Raw genomic sequence first — 23,260 nt, forward strand, 5'->3', positions numbered from 1 at the left:
GAGGAAATGGATGAAGAAAAAAGCACTTATCAGCTTAGCCACGGTGTCCTGTTTGACCCTGGCAAGTCTGGTTCAAGCCAACACCACCGACAGTCCAGCTACAAGCTCTACGGGTCGAACCTACTATGTCAGCAGCCTGCGGGGAAATGATGCAAACAATGGCTTAAGCGAGTCTAGCCCCTTCCAATCCCTAGACAAGATTAACCAACTGACCCTAGGACCTGGGGATGTGGTCAAACTAGAAAACGGATCTGTCTTTAACAACCAGTACCTGCATCTGAATGGTTCAGGAAGTGAGGGTGCACCGATTATCATTACAAACTATGGTGATAGCAGTGCTAGCCTTCCGACCATCAATGCTAACGGTCACGGCCAATGGTATCAAGACTACGGTAAACAGTTGGACAATGCCCGCCACAAATATCAAGGAACAGTCTCCTCAGCCATTCTTTTGAAAGATGTGGAGTACATTGAAGTTAGCAACCTTGCCATTACCAATGCTGCGGCAGAAGAAGGCAAGGCCTACAATGCCATCGATGCCATGAACCGAACAGGTGTGGCAGTGGTTTCCCAGAACAAGGGAACCTTAGACCATATCTATCTAGAAGGTTTGCGCATTTCCAATGTCAAAGGGAATGTCTATGACAAGCACATGAACAACGGAGGTATCTATTTCACCACCTTTAAACCGACCAATGAGGCAGAAACAGGAATTTCTCGCTACAATGATGTGCGCGTGGCCAATAACCATGTGACAGATGTCAACCGTTGGGGGATTGCCTTAGCCTATACTGCCTACTGGGACCAATTCACCACAACAGCCTTACCAGATAGTGTGATGGAACGCTACGGGGCAACCAATGTGGTTATTGAAAATAACTACCTCCGTGACATTGGTGGAGATGCGATTACGACCATGTATGCCCACCGTCCTCTGGTGCAAAATAACGTAGCCATTGAAACAGCCAATCAGATTAACCCTTCGGATTATTCGGCGACAGATTTTGGGCGGGTAGCGGCTGCCATCTGGCCTTGGAAGTGTAAGGATGCCATCTTCCAATACAACGAAGTCTATGACACCAATTACAACCAAGATGCTCAAGCCTGGGATGCTGACTATGGCGACGGCACTGTTTATCAGTACAATTACAGCCATAACAACGAAGGTGGCGCCATCATGTTCTGCTATACGCAGGCTTACCGCAATACCTTCCGCTATAACATCTCCAACAAAGACCTGGCAGGGGTGATTAGTGCTGCCCATAACCCAGATGCCGAGGTTTACAACAATACCTTTATTGTTGCTGAAAACGTGGATGTTCTTCGTGGGGCACCTCATACAGGCGGCACCATGAATGTGGAAAACAATATTTTCTACTACACAGGGACCAGTCCAAAAACGGAGAATTGGACCAAGGGCAATGCGCGTGCGACCTACAATAATAATCTCTATTATAACTATGCCAATGTTCCAAACGATGACGCTAATGCCATCCAGGCAGATCCAAAATTTGCAGGAGACATTACCAGTGCTCCAACAAGTGCAACGACAGGAACTACAATTCATGATCGCTCTGCCTTTGCCATGTTTAAACTAGCAGAGGACTCTCCAGCCATCGATGCCGGAGTCTTACAAGGAGACCATCCAAACCAAGATTTCTTTGGTGAAGTGGTTGACTCTAAGCCAGACCTTGGTGCAGCAGAAAGTCCATATACAGCCGAAGAACTGTCAGTCGCTTCAGCGGTTTATACCGTCACAGAAACTAGTATCTCAGAAGTACCAAAACGGACCAAAGTTGCGGACTTTAAGGCAAATCTGCGTGCTAGCCGAGGTGCCAGCCTAGAAGTACTGGGTAGAGATGGCAAGGTTAGGGCGGATGAGGACAGCTTACAAGCTGGTGACCGGGTGAAACTGACAAGAGGCGCTCTAGAAAAAGAATACCAAATTGAATTTGGCAAGACTTTTGAAGAATACGATCCGTCCAGCATGACTGCTGAGGTCGGCAGTTTCCAACCAAATAACCAGCGCGAAGGAGATGGTTCCCTAGCCTTGGACAATCAGCTGTCCACCATTTGGCACAGTAAATGGGCAGGAGACAGCCGAGACAACCTCTGGATCAGTTTAGATTTGGGTCAAGTCAAAGATGTTTCCATGTTCAAGTATGTACCACGTACACAGGTTGGAAATGGTGTCATCACAGCATATGAAATCTCCGTCAGCCAGGACAAACAAGAATGGCAGACCGTTGCAAGTGGTGACTGGGAACCAACCACAGCTACAAAGATTGCAGAGTTTGCGCCAGTCCAAGCCCATTATGTCAAATTGAAGGCTATCAACAGTATCAGCCGTGAGGCTGGCAAGAATTTTGCAGCTGCCGCAGAAGTTCGAGTTGGCTATGAAATTTTGGATGAGGGAGAAGTCCATCTTGATGGTCAAAATACCATTCTCTCCAGCATCTACCAAATGGATGGAAGTACACTTTATGTGCCGAGCACTGCTACCCATCCTACTGATGAGGCCCAGCTATTAGCAGGACTTGCCCTTCCAGAAAAAGCAACTGCCAAGGTAGTTGATGCAGAAGGAAATCCTGTTACAAGCACTCTTGAAACAGGTCACAAACTACGGATTACAGCAGAAAATGGTCAGGTCAAAGACTACCAGATTGAAGTAAAAAATACCTACAATTGGGCCCTAGACTATGTGCACAATAAGCAAGGAAATGTTTGGTTTGCCCAACGAAAAGAAGGTGATGCCTACCACAATTTGACCGACTATGATGCAACTTGGCCAAACTGGAAGGGTGGAAACTATGGCACGGTCGGAATTGATGGTTCAGGTCATTCGGCAGCCATTACTGATGCGACGCATGGGCTCCTAGCAGATTCTCTCGAACCAGGTGGTTCAAGCCAAGGTTATGCCATGACCTATCGCGCTCCGAAAGATGGCTACCTTCAAATTAGTCTGAAGGATGGAGAGCCATATCTCCGTCAAGCAGGTAACCAAAATGGCTCTGTCAAATTGTCCCTAACCCATAATGGAACAAGTTTAGACAGCGTTACCCTGACAACCAGCCTGGAAGCCCAACCGATTGCCAGTCGTGTTATCGCGGTGCAAAAAGGGGATTGTGTCCGATTTGAAGCATTGAATATCGAACGTCCAAGCAAGTTTTCTGTCCATGTAACGCCAATTTTGACCTATACCGATCAAGCACCTACTGCAGCGGTAACTGGTGTCGATCGTGCTGGTTTGCAGGAAGAATTGGACCGGGAATCAAGTGTCAAAGAGTCAGTCGCCTACCAATTGGCTTCTCAAGAGAAGAAGGCAGCCTATGACCAAGCGCTGGAAGCTGGGAATACGGTAGCAACGGATACTTCAGCCCAGCAAGAGGCGATTAACCAAGCAGTAGCAGCCTTGCAAGATGCAAGAGAAAAATTGGATGGTCAGGCGATTGAGGCAGCTGCCGCAGCCCTCCTATCTCTCCTAGAAGAAGAGGAGCAAGTTAAGGCTTCTCCAACTTATCAGGGAGCAACTGCAGAAACCAAAACAGCCTATGATCAGGCTATCTTGGCAGCCCAAACTGGCCTGGAATCAGAAGAGCGAACAGTTGCTAGTCTAGAAGCCTTGAAAACTGCATTAGAAACAGCCAAGACAGGTTTAGTTGCAGCAGATCATCCTTCTGAATCAGAAGAGCCAGGCAGTTCAGAGGATCCAAATAGCTCAACTGAACCAGAAGATCCAAATGGTGAAGGTGGGCAAGCAGATCCTGCTACAAACATAGTTGATCGCACCGCTTTGGAAAACCAATTGGCTAAAGAAGAGTCCACCAAGGCAAGTCCAGCCTATCAAGCTGCAGACCAAGAAAAACGGACTGCCTATGACCAGGCTCTTCAAGCGGGTCGCCAACTCCTGACCGGACAGGTCAGTCAAGAAGCTATTGATCAGGCAAGCCGTGAACTTGAATTGGCAGCTCAAGCCTTAAATGGCCAGGCTATCTTGGACCTCTTGAGCCGCTTGCAAGAAAAAGTGACTGCCAGCCAGACAGTCAAGGCAAGTCCGCTCTACCTAGCAGCTGATAGTGGAAAACAAGCTGCTTATGACCAAGCTCTAGCACAGGCACAAGCCAAACTCAGTCAACCAGGTCTTCAAGCAGACTTAGAAGCAGCCTTCACTAACCTATTGAATAGTCAAGCTGCCCTTGATGGCAAAGAGACAGATCCGACAGAAGATACGACTCCGGAACAAGCAGAGCTGCAAACGGAAGCCTTGAGACAGGCTCTCAGCCTTGCACCAGATGTTCAAAAGAGTGATGCTTATCTCTTTGCTGGGCCAGTTCGCAAGGACCAATACAACCAGGCTATTCTAGCAGCTCAAACCCTTTTGGAAACTGGCACAGGCAGTCAGACAGAAGTAGATCAGTTGCTTGCAACCTTGACGACCTACCAAACTCAATTAAACGGTTTGGATCTGAAAGACCATCTTCTTGCTCTCAAATTGGAGCTAGATGAAGAGGGAACCGTCAAGGCAAGCTTGCGCTACACAGCTAGTCAGGCAGACAAACGTGCTGCCTATGACCAGGCACTGCAAGCTGCAAAAGAAGGCTTGGCGCAAGCGGATTATAGCAAGGAGACCCTTGCTAGCCTAGAAGCTGCAGTGACCAAGTCCAAGGAAGCCCTTGATGGGAAAGAATCCACACCAGTTACTCCGCCGACAGAAACTTCGACCGGAACAACAACTGGAACAACAACCGGAGGCTCTTCTGGAACGAATACTGGTCATTCATCTGGAAGCAGTTCAGGAAGCCTAACTCCAACTCTACCAACTCCAATCTATGAGCTCAAGGACCTAGATAGTGGTGTTATCATTACAGCAGATCAGGACTTGGGCAACTACAAACTGGCAGTCAAACAAGTAGAGAAAAAGATTGCAGACTTGGAGGGTCGTCAGCTGATTGTACTGGATATTCAACTCCTAGATGCAACAGGTCAAGCAGTGTCCTATAAGGGACACTTGCAGGTGCAAGTACCCGCTGCCAAGGCAGATAGCGTGGAGAAGGTTTATTATCTATCACCAGATGGTAAACTGACTGAGATGAAGATTGTCAAGAAGGATAAGGAAAGCTTGACCTTTGAAACAGACCATCTATCAGACTTTGTCCTAGTTTACCCAGAAGAGTCTACAAAGACAGCTGGAGGCAAATCGGGAACTAAGGCAAAAATCCTTCCAGCCACAGGCGCAATTTTCGGAATCACTTTACCACTGGCAGGACTAGGTATCCTCGCCGGCACCCTTCTGAATAAGAAGAGAGATTAGGTTTATACCCTACAAAAAAAGAAAGTCCTAGGACTTTCTTTTTTTTTTAATTTCCAACACTCGTAAACTTGGTCATACCATAGCGGAAGAGCTTATAGTTAATCGTAAAGATGATGGCAACAACGAGGGGGAGTGCGAGGCCCCATATGGAGAGGTCTAGGAAGTAGAGGGCTGGGAAGTAGGCGGTAAAGGCATAGGGAAAGACAAAAATCAGCAGGAATTGAATGACTTTTGGATAGATATTGAGAGGGTATTGGGCCATTTGGTTGAGGGCAAAAATCCCCATGGTGAGAGGGAAGGATTCCACGATCCAAAAGGCAAGAGCTGTTGGTCCCAGCTGAATTGCCGCATAGAGCAGACCGATGCAAATGGCAATAAAAACCAACAAGAGAATCTTCCAAATCGACCATTCCAAGCCCAAAATCTGCGAAGACTGCCAGAGAGCCACGCCACCAATCAAGGTGGTCCCGATGCCCTGAGGCTGAATCCGTTCGCAAATCAGCTGAAAAAGCGGATTGACAGGCAAGAGCAAGAGGCGTTCAAACTCCCCCCGCCGAATGTAGCGACTGCCAAACATCCACAGATTATCAAAGAAAATCAAGTGAACGGACCGCCCTACCGTCGCCATTCCATAGATAAATAGCATCTGCCCGTAGCTAAAACCTGCAATCTCCTTGATATTACTAAAAAGGACATTAAGGAAAATCAGATAGACCACCTGCTCCACCAAGGACGAGACAAGACCGATGAAAAAATCTACCCGAAAAGACATCTGGGCCATCATGAAGACCTTGACATTGTACAAATAAAGACCGATATACTTTTTCATCCTAGCCTCCAAAAATGACAATTTTTCGCTTGGCTTGGGACCATAGAGCCGCGATAAAGCCAGCAAGGACAGGCAACCAGAGCAACTGCAAGCCTAGCAAGGACAGGTCTGTTTCCCGGCCTAAGAGAATAGAAATAGGCACATTGATTGCGTAGTTATAGGGCATGAAGCTCAGGACTTTTTCGACTTTTTCAGGGTAAAAGCTGAGCGGTAAGAGGGCTCCGGATGACAGGTTGAAGAGGCCCATGCGTAGCAGCATGACTCCCCAAGCATTGACCGTGAAGAAAGTCGCAAAACCAAAAGCCAAATCTAAGAGTTGCACAATAAACATCCCCAAGATAGCAGACAGGAGAAAGACCAGCATAGTCTTTCCATCGGGTAGGTAAAAATCACTCTGCACCAAGAGAATCAGCAGAAAGACCACCAAAAACTTGAAGAGTTCAATCAATTTTGTCCCCAAGTCCTTGAAGAAGAGGGAGAGGATAAAAGAGTAGGGTCGTAAAAATTCTCCCGCAATCTGCCCTTGCAAAATCGAATAAGACAGATCTTCACCGATTGAAAAGGAGTTGAGGCTGGCCAAGAGGCTAGCGAAGATGATATAGGTGGTAAAAGTCTGAAGGTTGTAACCATTGACCTCCGGCTGTGTGAAGAAAATAGTTTTCCAGACAAAGAGAGACACCAAAATCCGTGCCAGCACAGACACGAAGGAAGCCAGGAAAAAGGCCTTGTACTGCAGGGCTGTCATCATAGTCAGCCGCGTCATGTAGAGGTACTTACGCATGAATGCCCTCCTCGTAAATCTGACGGACAATGGACTCAATTTCCAGCTCCTTCATGGTCACATCATCGACCTCAATCTGCTCAAAGACCAAGGTAATGACCTGGGCACTGGTCCACTGGTTAGCCTGATAGTGAATATCGAAATGGTAATCATCCTTGCGGTCAAATTCCAGACCAGCCACCTGAATATCTTTGGTCAGTGGATGCTCGGTAGAGAAACTAATGGTTTTGATTTGAGAAAATCGCTCCTTGAGCTGACTGAGTGAGCCATCATAGACCTTTTTCCCCTTATCGATGATGAAAATCCGCTCACAGAGGGTTTCAATGTCCTTCATATCGTGGGAAGTAATCAAGAAAGTCGTGCCGTGTTCTTCATTCATGTAGCGAATAAAAGAACGAATGGTCTCCTTGACACTAGCATCCAGGCCAATGGTTGGCTCGTCCAGAAAGACCACGGAAGGCTGGTGGAGAAAAATAGCCGCAAATTCACAGCGGACCCGCTGTCCCAGAGACAGATTGCGGATGGACTGTTTCATAATGTCTGCCAAATCTAGCAAGTCAATCAAGCGTGCCAGTCGTTCCTGAAAAACCGCCTCAGGCACATCATAAATTTTGGCATGGAGAATAAAGGACTCCTGCACAGGCAGGTTCCAATCCAGATGTGATTTCTGCCCAAAAAGGACACCGATCTGCTTGTTGACCGCCTTGCGATTGTCCTTGGGAACCAGGCCGTTAATGGTGACCGTGCCTTCATCGGCGTGCAGCACCCCTGTCAACATTTTAATCGTAGTCGACTTGCCGGACCCGTTGGAGCCGATATAACCGACAATCTCCCCCTTCTGAATGGACAGGGAGATGTCCTGCACCGCCTGAATGGCTTTTTTCTTGGGCTTGAAGAAGGCCATTATCGAGCCTTTTAGCCCCACTTCTTTCTCTACGACATAGTAGGTTTTGGATAAATGCTGCGCTTCTATCATAATGATCTCCTTAAGAAAACGTTTGCATGTATCATTGTAACAAACCAGATAGAAAATGACAAGCTGGTGCGTAGTGACTATTTACTTATTTCGGCAACATTTTTAAGAAAAAGTCGGTCATCTCTTTGGTAGACTCTTGTTTTCCTTTGACAACCCAAGCCTGTAAAATACCGAAAAAGGCCTGTGAAAAGTAGATGCTTCGATATTCCTCTTCCATGGAGGAGGAGGTTTCTGGGAAGAAATCTTTTAAATCTTTGGTGATTAATAGTCGAACTTTATTGATTAAAAAAATATTGAATTTCTTGTGTGCCATTGTGGCTGAGCAGAGCAGATAGGAGATCCTCGCGATAGAGAAACTCAAAGATTTCAAAAAAGACTTGCTCTCGGTGATGGCCATAATGATCAAAAATATATTCCAGTTGTTGAAAGAGTGATTGTTGATAGGATTCAATCAGCTCATATTTATCTTTGTAATGCGTATAAAAACTAGAACGACTGATTCCTGCTTCATGCGCCAAGTGAGTTGTTGTAATGGCGTTGAAGGGCTGAGTTTCTAGGCAAGTCCCCATTGCTTCTAAAATGGCTTGACGAGTTCGTTCTTTCCGATTATCTGTTCCCATTTTGCTCCTTTTATACATTTTTAGACACATTGTCCAAAAAACGATTCATATTACTTGATTTTGAAAATGATACTTGTATAATATATTTTATCAGTTTTTGGACAGGATGTCTAAAGGAGGTTCTTATGTCGGAAAAAGTAAAGAATTTTTTCAAAAAACCAATGACCTTGATCACCATTCTCGGTGTTTCCTGTGTCCCAGCCTTATATAACATTAGTTTCCTAACCTCTATGTGGGACCCTTACGGCCGACTAGACCAGTTGCCTGTGGCAGTTGTCAATCAAGACCAGTCGGCGAGCTTTCAAGATAAAACCCTCACCATTGGTGATGATATGGTGGATAATATGAAAGAGAGCAAGAGCCTGGATTTCCACTTTGTATCAGAAACAGATGCGGAAAAAGGCTTGGAAGAAGGGGACTATTATATGGTCATTACCCTACCAGAAGATTTATCGGAAAAAGCATCCAGTCTCTTGACGGATCAGCCTGAACCACTAACAATTTCTTACCAAACCTCTAAAGGTCACAGCTTTGTCGCTTCTAAGATGGGCGAATCAGCCATGGAAAAATTGAAAGCGTCTGTTTCAGAGACGATTACTGAAACATACACCTCGGCTGTTTTTGACAGCATGGGAGAGATTCAAAACGGCATGGTTGAGGCAGCAGATGGAAGCCAACAATTGACAGATGGAGCTAGTCAATTAGAAACCGGAAGTCAGACTCTATCATCAGGCTTATCTACCTTATCTTCATCAGGTCAATCACTGGTGACAGGAGCAAACCAATTGGCTACTGGAGTTGTGTCTTATACAGATGGAGTCAATCAGGCTGCTTCAGGAAGTCAAACACTTTCCAGTGGCTTAACAACCTACACAAATGGGGTAGCGAGTCTTGCTTCAGGTGCAGAGCAATTAAATGCCAATTCCTCTCAGCTCATCGCTGGGGTGGGACAATTGCAAACAGGAGCAAGTCAGGTTGAACAACTGGTAATAGGAGCCAATCAATTGCAGGTAGGCTTGGAGCAACTCGCTAGTTCAACTAGATTGTCTGCTGAACAGTCTAGTCAAATACAGGCCTTATTGACAGGACTTCCTCAGTTGCAAGCAGCCATCAATCAATTAAATGAGAGCCTATCAAGTATCGGAGGACTTGCAGTAGATACCTCTACTCTATCTAGCCTCTTGACAGAGATGGGGGCTCAGGCTCAAGGATTGTTGACTGCAGCCCAAGCTGATAAAACAGCCAGCATTGAAGCCTTACAAGCAACGGCTACCTATCAAAACTTGACAGCTGATCAGCAAGCTGAATTGGTTGGAGCCCTCCAAAATTCGCCTTCTACAACAGTGGCAGCAGCCCAAACGATTTTGGGTCAATTGTCTCAACTTAGTCAAGCCTTATCAAGCTTACAAAGTCTTTCTGGCATGGCAGCACAAATGAGTCAGCTTCAATCAGCTGTCGGTCAGATCAACACGGCTGCCAATCAAGCATTGCCAGGGGCTACAACAGCCATTGAAAACCTATCAAGTGGCTTGAGTCAGGTCAACACCGCCTTGAACCAACAAGTTCTACCAGGAACTCAAGCCTTGACGAGTGGTGTGAGTCAACTTCAAACGCAATTATCAAGTGGAGCAAGTCAGCTTATGTCAGGGGTGACAGCCTATACCGCAGGTGTTGCCCAATTAGCAGAGGGCGGAGCTCAGTTGGTTGCGAATAATAGTAGCATCCAATCAGGAGGTAGCCAGTTAACATCAGGATTGGCAATTTTAGCTGCTAACTCTAGTCAACTTGTCAGCGGTTCAGGACAACTGGCTTCTGGTAGTCAGCAATTAATTGCTGGTGCCGATCAATTAGCTAGTGGCGGGAAAACCTTGACAAGTGGTATTACTAGCCTCCGCACAGGTAGTGAAACCCTAACGAATTCACTCAGCTCAGCCAGTCAACAACTATCAGTCGTCTCTGTAGAAGACAAAAATGCACAAGCAGTTTCTCAACCAGTCACCTTGGAACACAGTGACCAAGATGATGTGAAGACCAACGGAGTCGGCATGGCTCCTTACATGGTGTCTGTTGCCCTAATGGTTGCAGCCTTATCAGCGAATGTAATTTTTGTCAAACACATTGATAATCGTTCCTACAAAAATCGTTGGGATTGGGCTAAAGGGAAACTCTTATTGAATGGTGCAATTGCCAGCCTAGCGGCACTGATTTTATATGGAGTTCTTCTGTTAATTGGGATTGATCCCGCTCATCCAATGGCAACCTTGGGATTAATCCTTTTGGCCTCTTGGACCTTCATGGCCCTCGTTACAGCCTTGGTGGGTTGGAATAACCGGTTCGGTTCCTTTGCAAGTTTAATTATCTTGTTATTGCAACTGGGTTCAAGCGCCGGTACCTATCCAATTGAACTCAGCCCACGCTTCTTCCAAGTCATTCAGCCCTATCTTCCAATGACCTATTCTGTTTCAGGTCTTCGTCAAACCATTTCTATGGTTGGAAATAGTAGTCATCAAGTTTGGATGCTGAGCCTCTTCTTAATAGGCTTTATAGGGCTTGGGCTTATCATCTATCGACCGACAAAGGATTAGATTCTTTTGGAAAATAGCAGAGCAGGCTTCCTGCTCTGTTATTTTAATGCATTCTTTACAGAACACTAAAAAAGGAGTAGAATAAAAACAAGAAATTTTTAGGAGGTTGAGATGTTAGAAGTTCGTCACTTATGTAAAAGTTACGGGACCAAGGAAGTCTTGAAGGACATTTCTTTTATTATTCCATCAGGAACCATTTGTGGTTTGGTAGGGAAAAATGGTGCAGGAAAAACTACTTTCTTCCATTCCTTACTAGGATTTGTCAGCTACGAGGGAGAGATTGCCCTCGACCAGCAGGCTGTCACGCCAGACTTGTTTTCAAAAATCGGCTATCTACCAGAAGAGCGGAGCCTCATGCCCAAGCTTTCTGTTTTTGAACAGGTCCGGTATTTGGCTAGCCTTAAGGGGATGACCAGCAAGGAAGTGGCGGAAAAACTACCTATTTGGATGGAAAAGTTGGAAGTCAAAGGCAAGGTGACCGACAAGATTAAAAGCCTATCCAAAGGAAACCAGCAAAAGATTCAGTTGATTGTAACTTTGCTCCATGAACCAGACCTGATTATTTTGGATGAGCCCTTTTCTGGGTTGGACCCTGTCAACACCGCCCTCCTAAAACGTGTGATTTTAGAGGAAAAGGAGCGCGGGGCAACCATCATCTTTTCAGATCATGTCATGACCAATGTGGAGGAACTCTGTGACCAACTCTTGATGATCCAGGACGGGCAACTGGTGCTCAATGGAGGCATTCAGGATATTCGTCGCCAGTTTGGTCGGACCCGTCTCTTTGTTTCCTCGGAAATTCCGAGAGAGCAGCTAGAAGACCTGCCCCATGTCCTCTCTGTTCAAATGACCAATCACGATAAATGGCGCCTTGTCCTAGACGATGAAGCAGCAGGTCCAGAGCTCTTCCAGTTGATCAGTGGTGGTCACTATCTGGCAACCTTTGACCAGCAGGCGCCAACCATTGATGAAATCTTTAAAATCAAATCGGGGGTGGCAGAATGAAATCTTTTATCCTAGTCGCAAAAGAGACCTACCTACGGCAGGTCAAATCCTGGTCCTTTGTTTTTATGGTCCTATCCCCTTTCCTCTTTCTCGGCATATCTTTGGGAACAGGCTATCTAACAAGCTCTAGCATGGATGCTGGGTCGGAAAAAATTGGTCTCGTAAGTGAGGACTTTATGGCCCAAATGGCCTTTGCGACACTTGACTTAGACTTGGTTCTTGTGACAGAAGAAGAGGCCAAGCAGCAGCTTTCAGAAGAAGAGTTGGAAGGCTATATCAAGGTCGCGGTAGTGGATCAGCAATACCAGGCAACCTATCATGGAAAAGAGGTCCCTTCTCAATCCGTTCAGCAAACCTTCCAGTCTATTCTAGAGAGCTTGCAGCAGCAGCTCAATGAAGCAAATGCTCAACTGACACCAACTCAGCTGGAATTTCTAGCCATCCAGCCTTCCTATGTGGAGGAAGTTGGTGACCAAGAGGGGCTGGAAAAAATTGGACAGATGATTACCTTCTTTGGCTTGATTTTCCTCATGTACATCATGACTATTGTTTATGCTTCGACAACTGCCCAGGAAGTAGCCAGTGAAAAGGGAACGAAAATTATGGAAGTGATTTTCTCTAGTGTTCCAGCCTGGACTTATTTCTACGGCCGTATCTTTGGTATCTTCCTCGTCATTGCGACCCATTTGGGTGTCTATCTTGTAGGTGGCATCTTGGCCTATCACCTAGCAGGACAATTGGAATTGACCAAGGAAATCTTTGAGTCAAACCAGGTCTTGGTGCAAGCTGTTTTAGACAACCTGGACTGGACCATGATTCTCTTTGCTATTTTCGGTCTGCTCCTGGGAGTAACCCTGGCTTCCTTGTGTGGCTCTCTTGTGGTGAGGCCAGAAGATGTCAACAAGGCTGTTCAACCTGTTATTTATCCTATTATCATCGGCTTTTTAGGGGCCATGACCTTTGGGCAACAAGCACAAGAACATATGATGGTGAAAATCGGATCTTTTATCCCATTTTTATCCTCCTTCTTTATGCCGATTCGCCAGATAAATGGCTGGGCAAGTAATTGGGAGACCTGGCTATCTTTCTTCATTCTCGCAGCGACCACGATTGGCGCAATCGTCTTTATTGGCAAATCCTATGCAGGCTTGATTTTACAGACCGATGATATCGGCTTTTGGAGAAGCTTGAAAAAAGGCTTAACGAGCAAGTAATTCTGCCTACAATAGAACGAAAAGACCAACTTAGGATTCCTAAGTTGGTCTTTGTTATCTGTTCGGTCATTTATTTTGGATCACGGAGGTTGATAGTTGCGTTGGTTGCTTCAACGGTTAATTTGTTTTTACTTTCTTTTTTCTCAACCGTCAGGCTAAATGCATCTTCTGTTTCCTTGACCTCTAGTTTTTCATACTGGTCTCTTGTAAAAATACCAATGTCATTCAACTGACTTTCGTCAATCAGAGTTGATTCGCTTTGGGCAGTTTCCCACTCTTCATCTGACTCGTAGTGGTAGCCCATAAATTCGCCTAGACTTCTCAAGTCAAGCTTATTTTGAATCTGGAGGTTGATGTCTGCTAATGATTGGTCAGTCAGATCGATATTGGTCACGGTATAAGCTCGGTCTTCGTGTGGGAGGAATTTGTTGTCTCCTAGGAGAGTTCCTTCAATCAAATCCAGTTGGCCATAGTTTTCAACAGAAACATTTTCGAGCTGGGTCTGATAGAAATGGATATTGTCACCTTGTGCAGAGATAGTGGTATTTTTAATCGTTGATTTACTGATATTTGTATAGTAACTACTTACAGTACCTGATTCCAATTGGACATTGTTGAGATAGAGCATCCCGCCTTGCTCGACGGTCATTTCCTTGATATAGACATTTTCAATGTAGAGACTATCGTAGTAGCGATTATAGGTATTGTTGCTAATGAGTCTGTCCAGTTGCTTACCTGTTGGAACTTCAATGGTAACAGAGTAGATGTCAATAGTGTCATCGGCTAATCTTTCCCCGAGAAACTGCATGATACCTTGAATGGACAGTTGGGGATTTTTTGAGCTGAGAGCCAGGATGCCATTTTTCTCAGTGACTTCAACTGTGTTGTGGGTGTTATTTTTTGAGTTGGCATAGGACACATGGAAGAGTCCATCGGTTGATTCCTTGATCGTAACTGAATGCGGAAGATCTTTAATCTGGATTTCTGATAGGGAAGTATAGGATGTTTGAACCTGATTTGGCTTTGCGATTTCTTCCAGGCGGTTGAGACCCCCAGAGAAAAATCCAATTCCAACCAGAATCAAGCCAGAAATCAAGCTGACAAAGCCCGTGATGAGGGCGATCGTAAGTTTCTTTTTCATGCTCGTTTACCTCGTTTCAAGATCCATTGGAAGAAGGTTTTGACCAAGCGCCATGCCCAATAGGTGAAAAATCCGGTCAAAAGGTAGAGTAGGATTGCCGCACCAAACAAGGATATGCCAGCACCAAAACCCATGATGAAGACATTGAATCCTTTTGATAGCAAGGTAAATCCTTCCCAAATCAAGGAACCACCAGTAACCATCAAGCCGACTCCTAAACCAAATGCACCAATGATGAAGGCGACAATTAATAATATCAAGCCCAACAAGGCCCCGATCATCAAGAGAAGAAGAGGGATAGTTATCGGAAGGGTAATCAGAGCAAGACTGGCCAACCAAACTGTTTTCCGTGTATGTTTCAATTGCTCTAAGTTTTTACCGATGTAAAAAGCTGCGCTGATAGTGACCAGGAAGATCCCCATGATTCCAAGCAGTGGTTCAACAAAGAGGAAGAAGGTAGAAATGAGAAGGGCAGCGCTCAAAAAAGCTAGGGTAAGCAAGAAGCGCTTGTCTTGAGGATTGGTCTCATCTTGTGTTGGAGCTGTATCTTCTAATTGACGGTTGAGCATGTTGTTGATCAGTTCATTGGCTGCTTCCTTAGGAGATCCCAGCTCTTCCATGATTTCGGCTTCACGTTCAGGACCTGCCTCGTCAAAGTATTCTTCAAAAAAGTTTTTGGCTTCCAAGTATTCCTTGTGGGGCAACTTTTTCAAATGTTTTTCAAGTTGCTCCATGTACTCAGTTCTTGTCATGGCGGACACTCCCTTCTATGATGCCGTTGATAGTAGTCGTATAGATATCCCAATCTTCTTTGAGTTGGACCAATTCTTCATGGCCTAGCTGGGTTAAACTATAATATTTCCTCATCCGTCCTTGAAATTCCTGAGAATAGGTGGTCAAGAGATCCTGTTGTTCCAGGCGTTTCAGAATGGGATAGAGAGCGGATTCCTTTATGTTGGAAATCAGCTTGATGGTCTGACAGATCTCATAGCCGTAGGAATCATTGGATTCTAAAATGGCCATAATGAGAAATTCCGTCAGCACTGCAGGTACGGGAAAATGCATGCGGCTCACTCCTTTCGATGATGATCGCCTTTTAAGTTGATATTTGCTATATACTGATTTTTATATATATCAAAATTCTCTATATATAAAATATACACCCACTCAAATAAATTGTCAAGTCATTTGAGAGAAATTTTTTCAAAAAAAAATAGGACTGGCATTCCAGTCCATTTTGTGGTTTAGTCCACATAGAGTTTTGATTTATTGCTGAGCCAGCTGTAAAGGAAGCCGATCAGGATACCACCGCCGACAAAGTTTCCAAGACCTGAGAAGAGGAAGTTGGTCAATACGCTCATCACCGTCATTCCCTCGACAGCTCCGCCATTTGCAAAGAAAGCAAGAGAGAAGGTTGAGAAGTTGGCAATTACGTGCTCAAAGCCGAGGAAGGCAAAGATGAAGATGATAAAGATGAGGGAAATCACACGTCCAGCATCGTCTTTCATCCGCATAGAAATGAAGACAGCGATGTTGACCACGATGTTGGCAAAGATCCCTTCGACAAACTGGGTCAATGGGGTCTTCATCAGTTTGGCAGTCGTAGCCTGGATCAAGTAGCTATGCTCGTCTAGGTGACCAACTTGGTAAGGTTGGGTGTAAGAGAGTAGGAAGCAGACGATGACTGCACCAACGAAGTTGAAGAAGATACAGGTTGCTAAGATTTTCAGAGCAGTCTTGGTCGGAATGACCTTGCGGTGAACGGCTGATGTCATGTACATCATATTGGATGTACCGAGCTCGGCATTCATGTAGAGAATCATGACCAAGCACCAACCGAACATAAGTCCGTAACCAAATTTACCCAAGCCATCCACGATGTGGTTAAGCTTGTCAGCGACATAGGCTGAAATTGCCAAACCAATTGCCAGATAAACGCTGGCCATGGCTGCCCGAATCGCATAGGCAAAGAAGTTGCTTTCAATCAAATCAGCCTTTTTCTTGATACTCTTGTCTATGTTGTAAATGAGTGTATCCTGATTTTCTGCCATAATAGTCTCCTTTATTTGTTAGCGGATATTGAAAAGTTTCTCACAATAAACGAGTATAACAGAAAATGGCTAAAATAGTAAGTGTTTTTCGGCAAAAACACAAAGTAACCGCTCTCATTTTTCTTCTGAAAATTTCAAAGCCCTCCAGTAAGGAAACAGGAGAAATTTCAAGAAGAAGCTGGCTCTTTTCTCCTTCTGATTTCTTGAAACTATGCTACAATATAGATAGAAAAGATCGGAAAAGAGGAGACACTATGTCACAAACAATTGCCTTTGGTTACGGTAAAACAATCGCAGAAATTCCCTTGAAACGACTTAATCGGCACGGGATTATCGCTGGAGCAACAGGGACGGGAAAAACGGTGACTCTTAAAGTCTTGGCAGAACAGTTGAGTGATGCAGGGATTCCAGTATTCCTAGCAGATATCAAGGGAGACTTGACTAGTCTGGCGGCGGAAAACAGCAAGGAGATTGCCCCAGTCCGTTTGGAAGCAACGCAGTATGGCGCCTACCAGCCAGCAGCTTATCCAGTTGAATTGTGGGATGTCTTGGGCCAGGAAGGGATTCCTGTTCGCATGACGATTTCAGAGATGGGCCCTGTCTTGTTGACCAGGATTTTGGGACTAAACGAAACCCAGGAAAGCATTTTGAACATCGTCTTTAGTGTAGCAGATCAGGAAGGTCTACTCTTGCTTGATTTGATGGACTTGCGGGCTATGCTTAACTACGTGGCTGAAAAAGCTGAAGAGCTCAGCAAGTATTATGGTAATATCCCAGCTCGCTCAGTTGGAGCCATTCTTCGTAGCCTGGTGGTTTTGGAACAAGAAGGTGGCAATCAATTCTTTGGTGAACCAAGTTTGGAAATTGCTGACTTGATGCGAACCAGTCCAGATGGTCGTGGGGTTATCAACGTTCTCCAAGCTACTCAGCTGTTTAATCAGCCGACATTGTATTCAACGGTTCTTCTCAGCCTCTTATCAGAACTCTATGAAGTCTTGCCTGAGGTGGGCGATTTGGACAAGCCTAAGATGGTCTTCTTCTTTGATGAGGCCCATGTTCTCTTCAAAGACGCACCAAAAGTTCTTCTTGAAAAGATTGAGCTAATTGTTCGTTTGATTCGTTCAAAAGGTGTAGGGGTTTTCTTTGTCACCCAGAATCCAACGGATATTCCTGATAGCATCGCAGCCCAGTTGGGTAATCGTATCCAGCATGGTCTTCGTGCCTTCACACCAAAAGAGCTCAAAACAGTTGCGACAGTTGCTGAAACCTTCCGTCAAGAAGGCGGTGAGGACTTGGCCAAGGTTATTCAGGAGTTGCAAGTAGGTGAAGCAGTTGTGTCCACCTTGCAAGCCGACGGAACACCTAGCTTTGCGGACCGGGTGACCATTTATCCTCCAAAGAGTATGCTAGGAACCGTGGAGCCAAGCGCCCTCTTGTCAGTTATCAATAATTCTCCTTTGATGGAAAAATATGCTGACGCGGTTAACCGTGAATCAGCCCACGAACAGATTTTAGCCATGACAGAGGCAAAAGAAGCCGAACTTATCCAAAAAGCAGAGCAGGCCGAAGCGGAAAAACAGGCAGAAAAAGAAGCTAAGGCAGCCGCAAAAATGGAAGAGAAAGCCCAGAAAGAAGCGGCTAAGGCGACTCAAAAAGCCAGCCAACCAGCCAGTCGTAAAACAGATTCCATGATGGATCGCTTTACCAAGAACCTGATGAGTCAGGTCGGACGGGAAGTTGGGCGCGTGGTGACACGTGGTATTATGGGCATGCTAAAAGGAAAATAAGGTGATGAACTGGGAAGGCAACTTCTCAGTTTTTTTGGGTCAAGATACTTGTAGGATTGGTAGAAATTGGTTAAGATAGTGGGTGTGCATCACTAATTAGTAAGGAATAGAGAGATGATTGATGAGAGTAGAATGATCTTGAAGGATTATCAGCCCCAACCTTTGGGACAAAAAAGCGAGTACGCTGTCTTGTTGCCATTAGTATGGTCAGACAATCAGTGGCAGGTCCTTTATCAAGTCCGTAGTGAAGGAATTTCCCAGCCAGGAGAGGTATCTTTTCCAGGGGGTAGGGTTGAAGTTGGTGAAAGTGCTAAGGAAGCAGCAGTGCGTGAAGCAGTAGAAGAGCTGAATATAAAGCCTGCACAGGTGGAATTACTGGGAGAGATTGATTACTTGGTCTTTGCCCAGTCAACCATTCGTTGCTATGTTGGTCGTTTACATCTGGATTGGCAGAGCCTCCAACCCAATGAAGAAGTAGCCCGCTTGTTCACCGTTCCGTTAGACTATCTACTGCAAACAAGTCCGATATATTATGATTTGACCTCCAAAGTCCTGCCGGATTGCGATTTTCCCTTTGACCGCTTACGGGGAGGTGTTGATTATCCCTTTAGTCACTATCAACGGTCTGTACCCTTTTACGAAGGTCTTCCAGAAAATATCTGGGGCATGACAGCCCAATTTACCCATCGCTTTGTGGAGATTATGAAAGAGCGCCTATGAGGATGATTTTTATCTAAAAATGTAGACATGAAGACTTGATAAAAGCAAAAAAAGCACTTGAAATCATTGATTTCAAGTGCTTTTTCAATTCAATTATTTTACTTCAGTAAAGGTTAAGTATTTTCTATTTTAGCTAGTATAAGCTCTATATAAACATAGAAAAGTAGTAAAAATAGTTGTTATCCTAGTTGGTTAAAAAAATCTCTGATTTCCTCATCTTTTATAAAATAATATATAATTTTCCCCTCTCTTCTAGTGTCCAAGATGTTTTGATTGGCTAGTTTACGAAGATGGTGGGAGGCAGATGCCATACTGAGATTTAGTAAACAGGCTATATCGCAGACACAGAGTTCTTCGACGGCAAGGAGATAAAAGATGATATTTATCTGTTTATTATCGGTAAATTTTGATAAAATGCGAAGTGATTTTTGGACTTTTTCCTTTTCAAGGTAGTTCGTTGCGGTTGTAACATTTTGTTGATTAATAACATCCACTTGACAGATACTATCTTTTTTCATAATTTTTTCTCCTAGCCTAACACAGCCCGTAGCATGTCAAAGCTGTTGTTTTCAATCAGGATATATATCCCCAATCCTAAATAAACAACGGCAATAAACCATCTGCTATATTTTTCCAAAGTTTCTCCAACAGAAGGGACTTGTGCCAATTTTTGGGCAGAAAAAACCAAGAGATAAATCATGACTAGAAAAGTAAGTAAAGTCACTATCAAATTCGCTAAATTTAAGGTGGTAAAATATGGGACAAAGACACCAATATTGTCAGCGCCACAACTTGCAAAAGTAATCATAGCGACTAGAAAAATCAAGTTTTTATTGTCTTTTCGCAAACCATCTTTTGCAATAGCTTCTCCATCAGAATCTCCTAAAAGCAAAACTTTGAGGCCTAGGAAAATTGGAATCAAACCGAGTAAACCTAAAATCTCTTTACTAGGAATATAATTTAAGACAAATGCAAAAAGCAAACTTAGCAATATTAGACTAACAGAGCCTAGAAATTGTCCTAAATAGATGTTAATGATGTCTTTTCTGCTTTTTCTTTTGGCAAAAAATAACATTAGGATAATAAGTAAGTCTACGGCTGTCCCAGAATACAGGATTATTGAAGTAACAACATTTTGAATCATAAAACACCTCATTCAAATACATTTTTGAATGTATTTTAACATTAAACTTTGTAGATGTCAACTTAAAATCCACCAAAATATAGATAAGAAGTTAGTGTACCAAATATTAAAAAGCCCTGCCATCGAAATGATAGCAGGGCTTAACTTCAATATCCAGATGATATATTTATCTAAAAAAGGTAGAGTTTTTATTGATTTGTACTGCAATGTAATGAAAGTTCATCTTTCAAAAATCGCTTAAAATCAAGGTTTCTACCGTCTATTGACGTGTACTGAAACCCTTACTTAACCTCAGTAAAAATAACGTGCTTACGCAATTTTGGTGAGTATTTTTTCAATTGAAGACGGTCTGGAGTGTTACGTTTGTTTTTTGAAGTAAGGTACAAACGCTCACCAGATTCTTTGTGTTCAAGTGTAATATTTACGCGCATGGTATCTCCCTTCTATTATTCAGCTGAAGCAGCCTTAGCGATTTTACGTCCTTTGTAGTATCCTTTCAAAGATACACGGTGAGAACGTGAGTAATCTCCAGTAGTTTCATCAAATTTCACAGTTGGAGCTGCTACTTTATAGTGAGTACGACGTTTGTTTTTCTTCGCTTTTGAAGTGCGACGTGCAGGTACTGCCATTTCTTTTTTCCTCCGTTAAATATAAGGGACAAGCCCTTTTTCAATCTAAAATAGTGCGTATGACTTTCGTCAACTTTAACAGTATAACAAAAGTTTTTTGTAAAGTAAAGTTACTTGACAGATTTTTTTAAAAATTTTTGCCTCGAATACTTCCTGTGAGCAGAATTCTCCGAACTTTGTTAAAATAGTCAAAAAAATGCAAAAAATACTTGACAGCATATATATATATATATATATATAATGGTTGTAGGACAAGTTCCGATAATTCAAATACGAAGGAGAACTGTATGAAAACAGTTGGGAAGTTTTTCGCGAAAAAGTTGGCTAGCCTTTTGGTCTTATTGCTGGTTTTAGGTCTAGGTATCTTTTGGCTTAGAAATAGTATTTTTGCCTGGTTTCAAGGGACCCACAAGGTTCAGTATGAATTTGTTATCAAGAAGTTTGAAGCGGAAAGCAAGCTAGTTGTGGCAGGAGCTGAGGTAGCAACCACTGCCAACCAGACCTTTGAAAACAATAAATTAAAGGAATGGCCAGACTGGACAGAGCCCCTTACCAAGCTCTTTGTTGGGCGGGAAATGTCTGTAGACATTCCTGTGCAGACGGAGTTCAAACTGGTCTTGGAAGGAATTGAGCAGTCAGATGTTCACATTCAAAACAATACCTTGACATTCAAGCAGCCTGTCCTTGTCGAAGTTGATTCTCAACAGCATGGTCAAATCAAAATCAGCAATAATAGCAATGGTCTTGTCGATAAGGCGGTGGATGTATTTACTGCAGGGCAAAAGGCTCAGGAATTTTTAAATGATAAATCCCAAGAAGCCATATACAAGACAAGTGAGGATGTCTTGAATGATGCAGAACGTAAGGAAAAAGTCGCGGCTTTTGCAGAAACGGCTTTAGAAAACCTCCTCAATCTCAACTCCGAAGAAAAACTTGAGGTTGAGATAGAAGTGAGCGACTTGAATTTCCAGATTGTGGATAAGAAATAGTTTTTAAACAAGGTCGTGTCAGTAGGCACGGCTTTTTGTCTGCTCTGCCATTTCCAAAAAAGATTAAAATATGATAAAATAAGGAAAAGTTCTAGAGAAATGAGAAAGCCCATGAAACTTCAAAAACCAAAAGGAACCCAGGATTTACTACCACAGGATTCTGCCAAGTGGCAGTATGTGGAAAACTTCACCCGCAGCATTTTCAAGCAATACAATTATGCAGAAATTCGCACACCGATCTTCGAGCATTACGAGGTCATCAGTCGTTCGGTTGGCGACACCACGGATATTGTGACCAAGGAGATGTATGATTTCTATGATAAAGGGGACCGCCATATCACTCTTCGTCCAGAAGGGACGGCACCGGTTGTTCGCTCCTATGTAGAAAACAAGCTCTTTGCCCCAGAAGTGCAAAAACCTGCTAAGTTCTACTACATGGGCCCAATGTTCCGTTACGAGCGCCCACAAGCCGGTCGTCTGCGCCAGTTCCACCAGATTGGTGTAGAGTGCTTTGGCTCTAGCAACCCAGCAACAGATGTGGAAACCATTGCCATGGCTTATCACTTCTTTGGAGAGTTGGGTATCAGAGGTATCCGCCTCCACCTAAATAGTTTGGGTAATCCTGAGAGCCGTGCTGCCTACCGTCAGGCCTTGATTGACTACCTGACACCGCTCAAGGACCAGCTTTCTAAGGACAGCCAACGCCGTTTGGAAGAAAATCCCCTGCGTGTTCTGGACTCAAAAGAAAAAGAAGACAAGGTCGCTGTGGAAAACGCACCGTCTATCCTGGACTATCTGGACGAAGAAAGTACCGCCCACTTTGAAGCAGTCAAGTCCATGCTGGACAGCCTAGGCATTGCTTACACCATTGACACCAACATGGTACGCGGTCTGGACTACTACAACCACACCATTTTCGAGTTTATGACAGAGGTGGGCGGCAACGACCTGACCATCTGTGCCGGTGGACGTTATGATGGATTGGTGACCTACTTTGGCGGACCAGAAACGCCAGCTTTTGGCTTTGGTATGGGGATTGAGCGCCTCATCCTCGTCCTTGAAAAGCAAGGCATTGACCTTCCTCTCGACACCCAGTTGGATGTCTACATCGCAGTTTTGGGTCAGGAAGCAAATGGCGGAGCGCTAGACTTGGTTCAAGCCATCCGCAAACAAGGTTTCCGAGCAGAGCGTGACTATCTGGACCGCAAGCTCAAGGCCCAGTTTAAGTCAGCAGATATCTTTGGAGCCAAGACCATTATCACACTTGGTGGAAGCGAGCTAGAAAGCGGACAGGTTGTGGTAAAAAATAACCAGACTAGAAGTCAAGTTGAAACAAGCCTGGAAATCTTAAAAACAGATTTCGCAAGTATTTTAGAAGAATTGGAGAAGCAGTAGCCTAAGGCGCTGCTTTTTTCTGTTCGAAAAAACAGATTGAAAAGACAGAGCGGATTTGATATACTAATAGTAAGCGCTATCAT

Annotated in this window: 20 protein-coding genes and 1 pseudogene; 9 read left to right on the forward strand and 12 right to left on the reverse strand. The window is 44.2% G+C overall.

The window, feature by feature from the left end; translation table 11 throughout:
- Positions 1–10 precede the first annotated feature (10 nt).
- A complete protein-coding gene (locus J5566_RS05905) occupies positions 11–5,311 on the forward strand; it encodes a discoidin domain-containing protein (RefSeq protein WP_208562505.1) in 5,301 nt (1,766 codons plus the stop codon).
- Positions 5,312–5,357: 46 nt separating this feature from the next.
- Here J5566_RS05905 and J5566_RS05910 read toward each other — a convergent pair whose 3' ends face one another.
- The 4 genes and pseudogenes from J5566_RS05910 to J5566_RS05925 all read right to left on the reverse strand — a co-directional run bounded on the left by J5566_RS05910 (position 5,358) and on the right by J5566_RS05925 (position 8,517).
- Positions 5,358–6,140: an ABC transporter permease gene (locus J5566_RS05910; RefSeq protein ID WP_208562506.1), complete on the reverse strand. Its 783-nt coding sequence runs from the start codon at positions 6,138–6,140 to the stop codon at positions 5,358–5,360.
- 1 nt (position 6,141) lies between these two features.
- A complete protein-coding gene (locus J5566_RS05915; RefSeq protein ID WP_208562507.1) occupies positions 6,142–6,921 on the reverse strand; it encodes an ABC transporter permease in 780 nt (259 codons plus the stop codon).
- Positions 6,914–7,897 (reverse strand): ABC transporter ATP-binding protein, encoded by a 984-nt coding sequence (locus J5566_RS05920; protein ID WP_208562508.1) that lies wholly within the window; start codon positions 7,895–7,897, stop codon positions 6,914–6,916. The genes J5566_RS05915 and J5566_RS05920 overlap by 8 nt, the downstream gene beginning before the upstream one ends.
- Positions 7,898–7,982: 85 nt before the next feature.
- A pseudogene (locus tag J5566_RS05925) lies at positions 7,983–8,517 on the reverse strand (TetR/AcrR family transcriptional regulator).
- 125 nt (positions 8,518–8,642) lie between these two features.
- Here J5566_RS05925 and J5566_RS05930 point away from each other — a divergent pair.
- The 3 genes from J5566_RS05930 to J5566_RS05940 all read left to right on the forward strand — a co-directional run bounded on the left by J5566_RS05930 (position 8,643) and on the right by J5566_RS05940 (position 13,321).
- Positions 8,643–11,102 carry a YhgE/Pip family protein gene (locus J5566_RS05930; RefSeq protein ID WP_208562509.1) on the forward strand — a complete coding sequence of 820 codons (2,460 nt, stop codon included), beginning with the start codon at positions 8,643–8,645 and terminating at the stop codon, positions 11,100–11,102.
- Positions 11,103–11,213: 111 nt separating this feature from the next.
- Positions 11,214–12,107, forward strand: a complete 894-nt coding sequence (locus J5566_RS05935; protein WP_208562510.1) for an ABC transporter ATP-binding protein — start codon at positions 11,214–11,216, stop codon at positions 12,105–12,107.
- A complete protein-coding gene (locus J5566_RS05940; RefSeq protein ID WP_208562511.1) occupies positions 12,104–13,321 on the forward strand; it encodes an ABC transporter permease in 1,218 nt (405 codons plus the stop codon). The genes J5566_RS05935 and J5566_RS05940 overlap by 4 nt, the downstream gene beginning before the upstream one ends.
- 70 nt (positions 13,322–13,391) lie before the next feature.
- Here J5566_RS05940 and J5566_RS05945 read toward each other — a convergent pair whose 3' ends face one another.
- The 4 genes from J5566_RS05945 to J5566_RS05960 all read right to left on the reverse strand — a co-directional run bounded on the left by J5566_RS05945 (position 13,392) and on the right by J5566_RS05960 (position 16,513).
- Positions 13,392–14,462: a DUF4097 family beta strand repeat-containing protein gene (locus J5566_RS05945; protein ID WP_172023551.1), complete on the reverse strand. Its 1,071-nt coding sequence runs from the start codon at positions 14,460–14,462 to the stop codon at positions 13,392–13,394.
- On the reverse strand, positions 14,459–15,214 hold the full coding sequence (locus tag J5566_RS05950) for a DUF1700 domain-containing protein (RefSeq protein WP_208562512.1): 756 nt from the start codon (positions 15,212–15,214) through the stop codon (positions 14,459–14,461). The genes J5566_RS05945 and J5566_RS05950 overlap by 4 nt, the downstream gene beginning before the upstream one ends.
- Positions 15,201–15,527, reverse strand: coding sequence for a PadR family transcriptional regulator (locus J5566_RS05955; RefSeq protein ID WP_105111503.1), 327 nt, complete (start codon positions 15,525–15,527; stop codon positions 15,201–15,203). Before J5566_RS05955 ends, J5566_RS05950 begins: the two co-directional genes overlap by 14 nt.
- A 179-nt stretch (positions 15,528–15,706) precedes the next feature.
- Positions 15,707–16,513 (reverse strand): formate/nitrite transporter family protein, encoded by an 807-nt coding sequence (locus J5566_RS05960; protein WP_205031073.1) that lies wholly within the window; start codon positions 16,511–16,513, stop codon positions 15,707–15,709.
- A 254-nt stretch (positions 16,514–16,767) separates the two neighbouring features.
- Between J5566_RS05960 and J5566_RS05965 the strand changes: the two genes are divergently transcribed.
- Positions 16,768–18,300, forward strand: a complete 1,533-nt coding sequence (locus J5566_RS05965; RefSeq protein WP_208562513.1) for a helicase HerA-like domain-containing protein — start codon at positions 16,768–16,770, stop codon at positions 18,298–18,300.
- Positions 18,301–18,432: 132 nt separating this feature from the next.
- Positions 18,433–19,020 carry an NUDIX hydrolase gene (locus J5566_RS05970; protein ID WP_432215588.1) on the forward strand — a complete coding sequence of 196 codons (588 nt, stop codon included), beginning with the start codon at positions 18,433–18,435 and terminating at the stop codon, positions 19,018–19,020.
- Between the two features lie 179 nt (positions 19,021–19,199).
- On the opposite strand, the gene cadX is transcribed toward J5566_RS05970, so the two are convergent.
- Both cadX and J5566_RS05980 read right to left on the reverse strand, forming a co-directional pair.
- Complete coding sequence (gene cadX, locus J5566_RS05975; protein ID WP_000711078.1) at positions 19,200–19,538, reverse strand: Cd(II)/Zn(II)-sensing metalloregulatory transcriptional regulator CadX; 339 nt, start codon at positions 19,536–19,538, stop codon at positions 19,200–19,202.
- 11 nt (positions 19,539–19,549) lie between these two features.
- Positions 19,550–20,164 (reverse strand): CadD family cadmium resistance transporter, encoded by a 615-nt coding sequence (locus tag J5566_RS05980; RefSeq protein ID WP_348002279.1) that lies wholly within the window; start codon positions 20,162–20,164, stop codon positions 19,550–19,552.
- A 28-nt stretch (positions 20,165–20,192) separates the two neighbouring features.
- Between J5566_RS05980 and J5566_RS10525 the strand changes: the two genes are divergently transcribed.
- On the forward strand, positions 20,193–20,405 hold the full coding sequence (locus J5566_RS10525; RefSeq protein WP_432215589.1) for a FanG protein: 213 nt from the start codon (positions 20,193–20,195) through the stop codon (positions 20,403–20,405).
- Positions 20,406–20,445: 40 nt separating this feature from the next.
- On the opposite strand, the gene rpmG is transcribed toward J5566_RS10525, so the two are convergent.
- Together rpmG and rpmF are read right to left on the reverse strand one after the other, a co-directional pair.
- Positions 20,446–20,595, reverse strand: coding sequence for a 50S ribosomal protein L33 (gene rpmG / locus J5566_RS05985; protein WP_002262412.1), 150 nt, complete (start codon positions 20,593–20,595; stop codon positions 20,446–20,448).
- A gap of 15 nt (positions 20,596–20,610) precedes the next feature.
- Complete coding sequence (gene rpmF / locus J5566_RS05990) at positions 20,611–20,793, reverse strand: 50S ribosomal protein L32 (RefSeq protein WP_002937589.1); 183 nt, start codon at positions 20,791–20,793, stop codon at positions 20,611–20,613.
- 287 nt (positions 20,794–21,080) lie between these two features.
- Between rpmF and J5566_RS05995 the strand changes: the two genes are divergently transcribed.
- Positions 21,081–21,782 carry a hypothetical protein gene (locus J5566_RS05995; RefSeq protein ID WP_208562516.1) on the forward strand — a complete coding sequence of 234 codons (702 nt, stop codon included), beginning with the start codon at positions 21,081–21,083 and terminating at the stop codon, positions 21,780–21,782.
- A gap of 111 nt (positions 21,783–21,893) precedes the next feature.
- A complete protein-coding gene (gene hisS, locus J5566_RS06000) occupies positions 21,894–23,177 on the forward strand; it encodes a histidine--tRNA ligase (RefSeq protein ID WP_208562517.1) in 1,284 nt (427 codons plus the stop codon).
- Positions 23,178–23,260: the final 83 nt, after the last annotated feature.

The sequence above is a fragment of the Streptococcus suis genome, from assembly GCF_017601095.1.
Classification (GTDB): Bacteria; Bacillota; Bacilli; order Lactobacillales; family Streptococcaceae; genus Streptococcus; species Streptococcus suis_Z.

What these genes read in the sequence shown, in the direction of transcription:
- J5566_RS05905 (WP_208562505.1), top strand. Translation starts at nt 11, where the DNA reads ATGAAGAAAAAAGCACTTATCAGCTTAGCCACGGTGTCCTGTTTGACC.
- J5566_RS05910 (WP_208562506.1), bottom strand. Translation starts at nt 6,140, where the DNA reads ATGAAAAAGTATATCGGTCTTTATTTGTACAATGTCAAGGTCTTCATG.
- J5566_RS05915 (WP_208562507.1), bottom strand. Translation starts at nt 6,921, where the DNA reads ATGCGTAAGTACCTCTACATGACGCGGCTGACTATGATGACAGCCCTG.
- J5566_RS05920 (WP_208562508.1), bottom strand. Translation starts at nt 7,897, where the DNA reads ATGATAGAAGCGCAGCATTTATCCAAAACCTACTATGTCGTAGAGAAA.
- J5566_RS05930 (WP_208562509.1), top strand. Translation starts at nt 8,643, where the DNA reads ATGTCGGAAAAAGTAAAGAATTTTTTCAAAAAACCAATGACCTTGATC.
- J5566_RS05935 (WP_208562510.1), top strand. Translation starts at nt 11,214, where the DNA reads ATGTTAGAAGTTCGTCACTTATGTAAAAGTTACGGGACCAAGGAAGTC.
- J5566_RS05940 (WP_208562511.1), top strand. Translation starts at nt 12,104, where the DNA reads ATGAAATCTTTTATCCTAGTCGCAAAAGAGACCTACCTACGGCAGGTC.
- J5566_RS05945 (WP_172023551.1), bottom strand. Translation starts at nt 14,462, where the DNA reads ATGAAAAAGAAACTTACGATCGCCCTCATCACGGGCTTTGTCAGCTTG.
- J5566_RS05950 (WP_208562512.1), bottom strand. Translation starts at nt 15,214, where the DNA reads ATGACAAGAACTGAGTACATGGAGCAACTTGAAAAACATTTGAAAAAG.
- J5566_RS05955 (WP_105111503.1), bottom strand. Translation starts at nt 15,527, where the DNA reads ATGCATTTTCCCGTACCTGCAGTGCTGACGGAATTTCTCATTATGGCC.
- J5566_RS05960 (WP_205031073.1), bottom strand. Translation starts at nt 16,513, where the DNA reads ATGGCAGAAAATCAGGATACACTCATTTACAACATAGACAAGAGTATC.
- J5566_RS05965 (WP_208562513.1), top strand. Translation starts at nt 16,768, where the DNA reads ATGTCACAAACAATTGCCTTTGGTTACGGTAAAACAATCGCAGAAATT.
- J5566_RS05970 (WP_432215588.1), top strand. Translation starts at nt 18,433, where the DNA reads ATGATCTTGAAGGATTATCAGCCCCAACCTTTGGGACAAAAAAGCGAG.
- cadX (WP_000711078.1), bottom strand. Translation starts at nt 19,538, where the DNA reads ATGAAAAAAGATAGTATCTGTCAAGTGGATGTTATTAATCAACAAAAT.
- J5566_RS05980 (WP_348002279.1), bottom strand. Translation starts at nt 20,164, where the DNA reads ATGATTCAAAATGTTGTTACTTCAATAATCCTGTATTCTGGGACAGCC.
- J5566_RS10525 (WP_432215589.1), top strand. Translation starts at nt 20,193, where the DNA reads ATGTATTTTAACATTAAACTTTGTAGATGTCAACTTAAAATCCACCAA.
- rpmG (WP_002262412.1), bottom strand. Translation starts at nt 20,595, where the DNA reads ATGCGCGTAAATATTACACTTGAACACAAAGAATCTGGTGAGCGTTTG.
- rpmF (WP_002937589.1), bottom strand. Translation starts at nt 20,793, where the DNA reads ATGGCAGTACCTGCACGTCGCACTTCAAAAGCGAAGAAAAACAAACGT.
- J5566_RS05995 (WP_208562516.1), top strand. Translation starts at nt 21,081, where the DNA reads ATGAAAACAGTTGGGAAGTTTTTCGCGAAAAAGTTGGCTAGCCTTTTG.
- hisS (WP_208562517.1), top strand. Translation starts at nt 21,894, where the DNA reads ATGAAACTTCAAAAACCAAAAGGAACCCAGGATTTACTACCACAGGAT.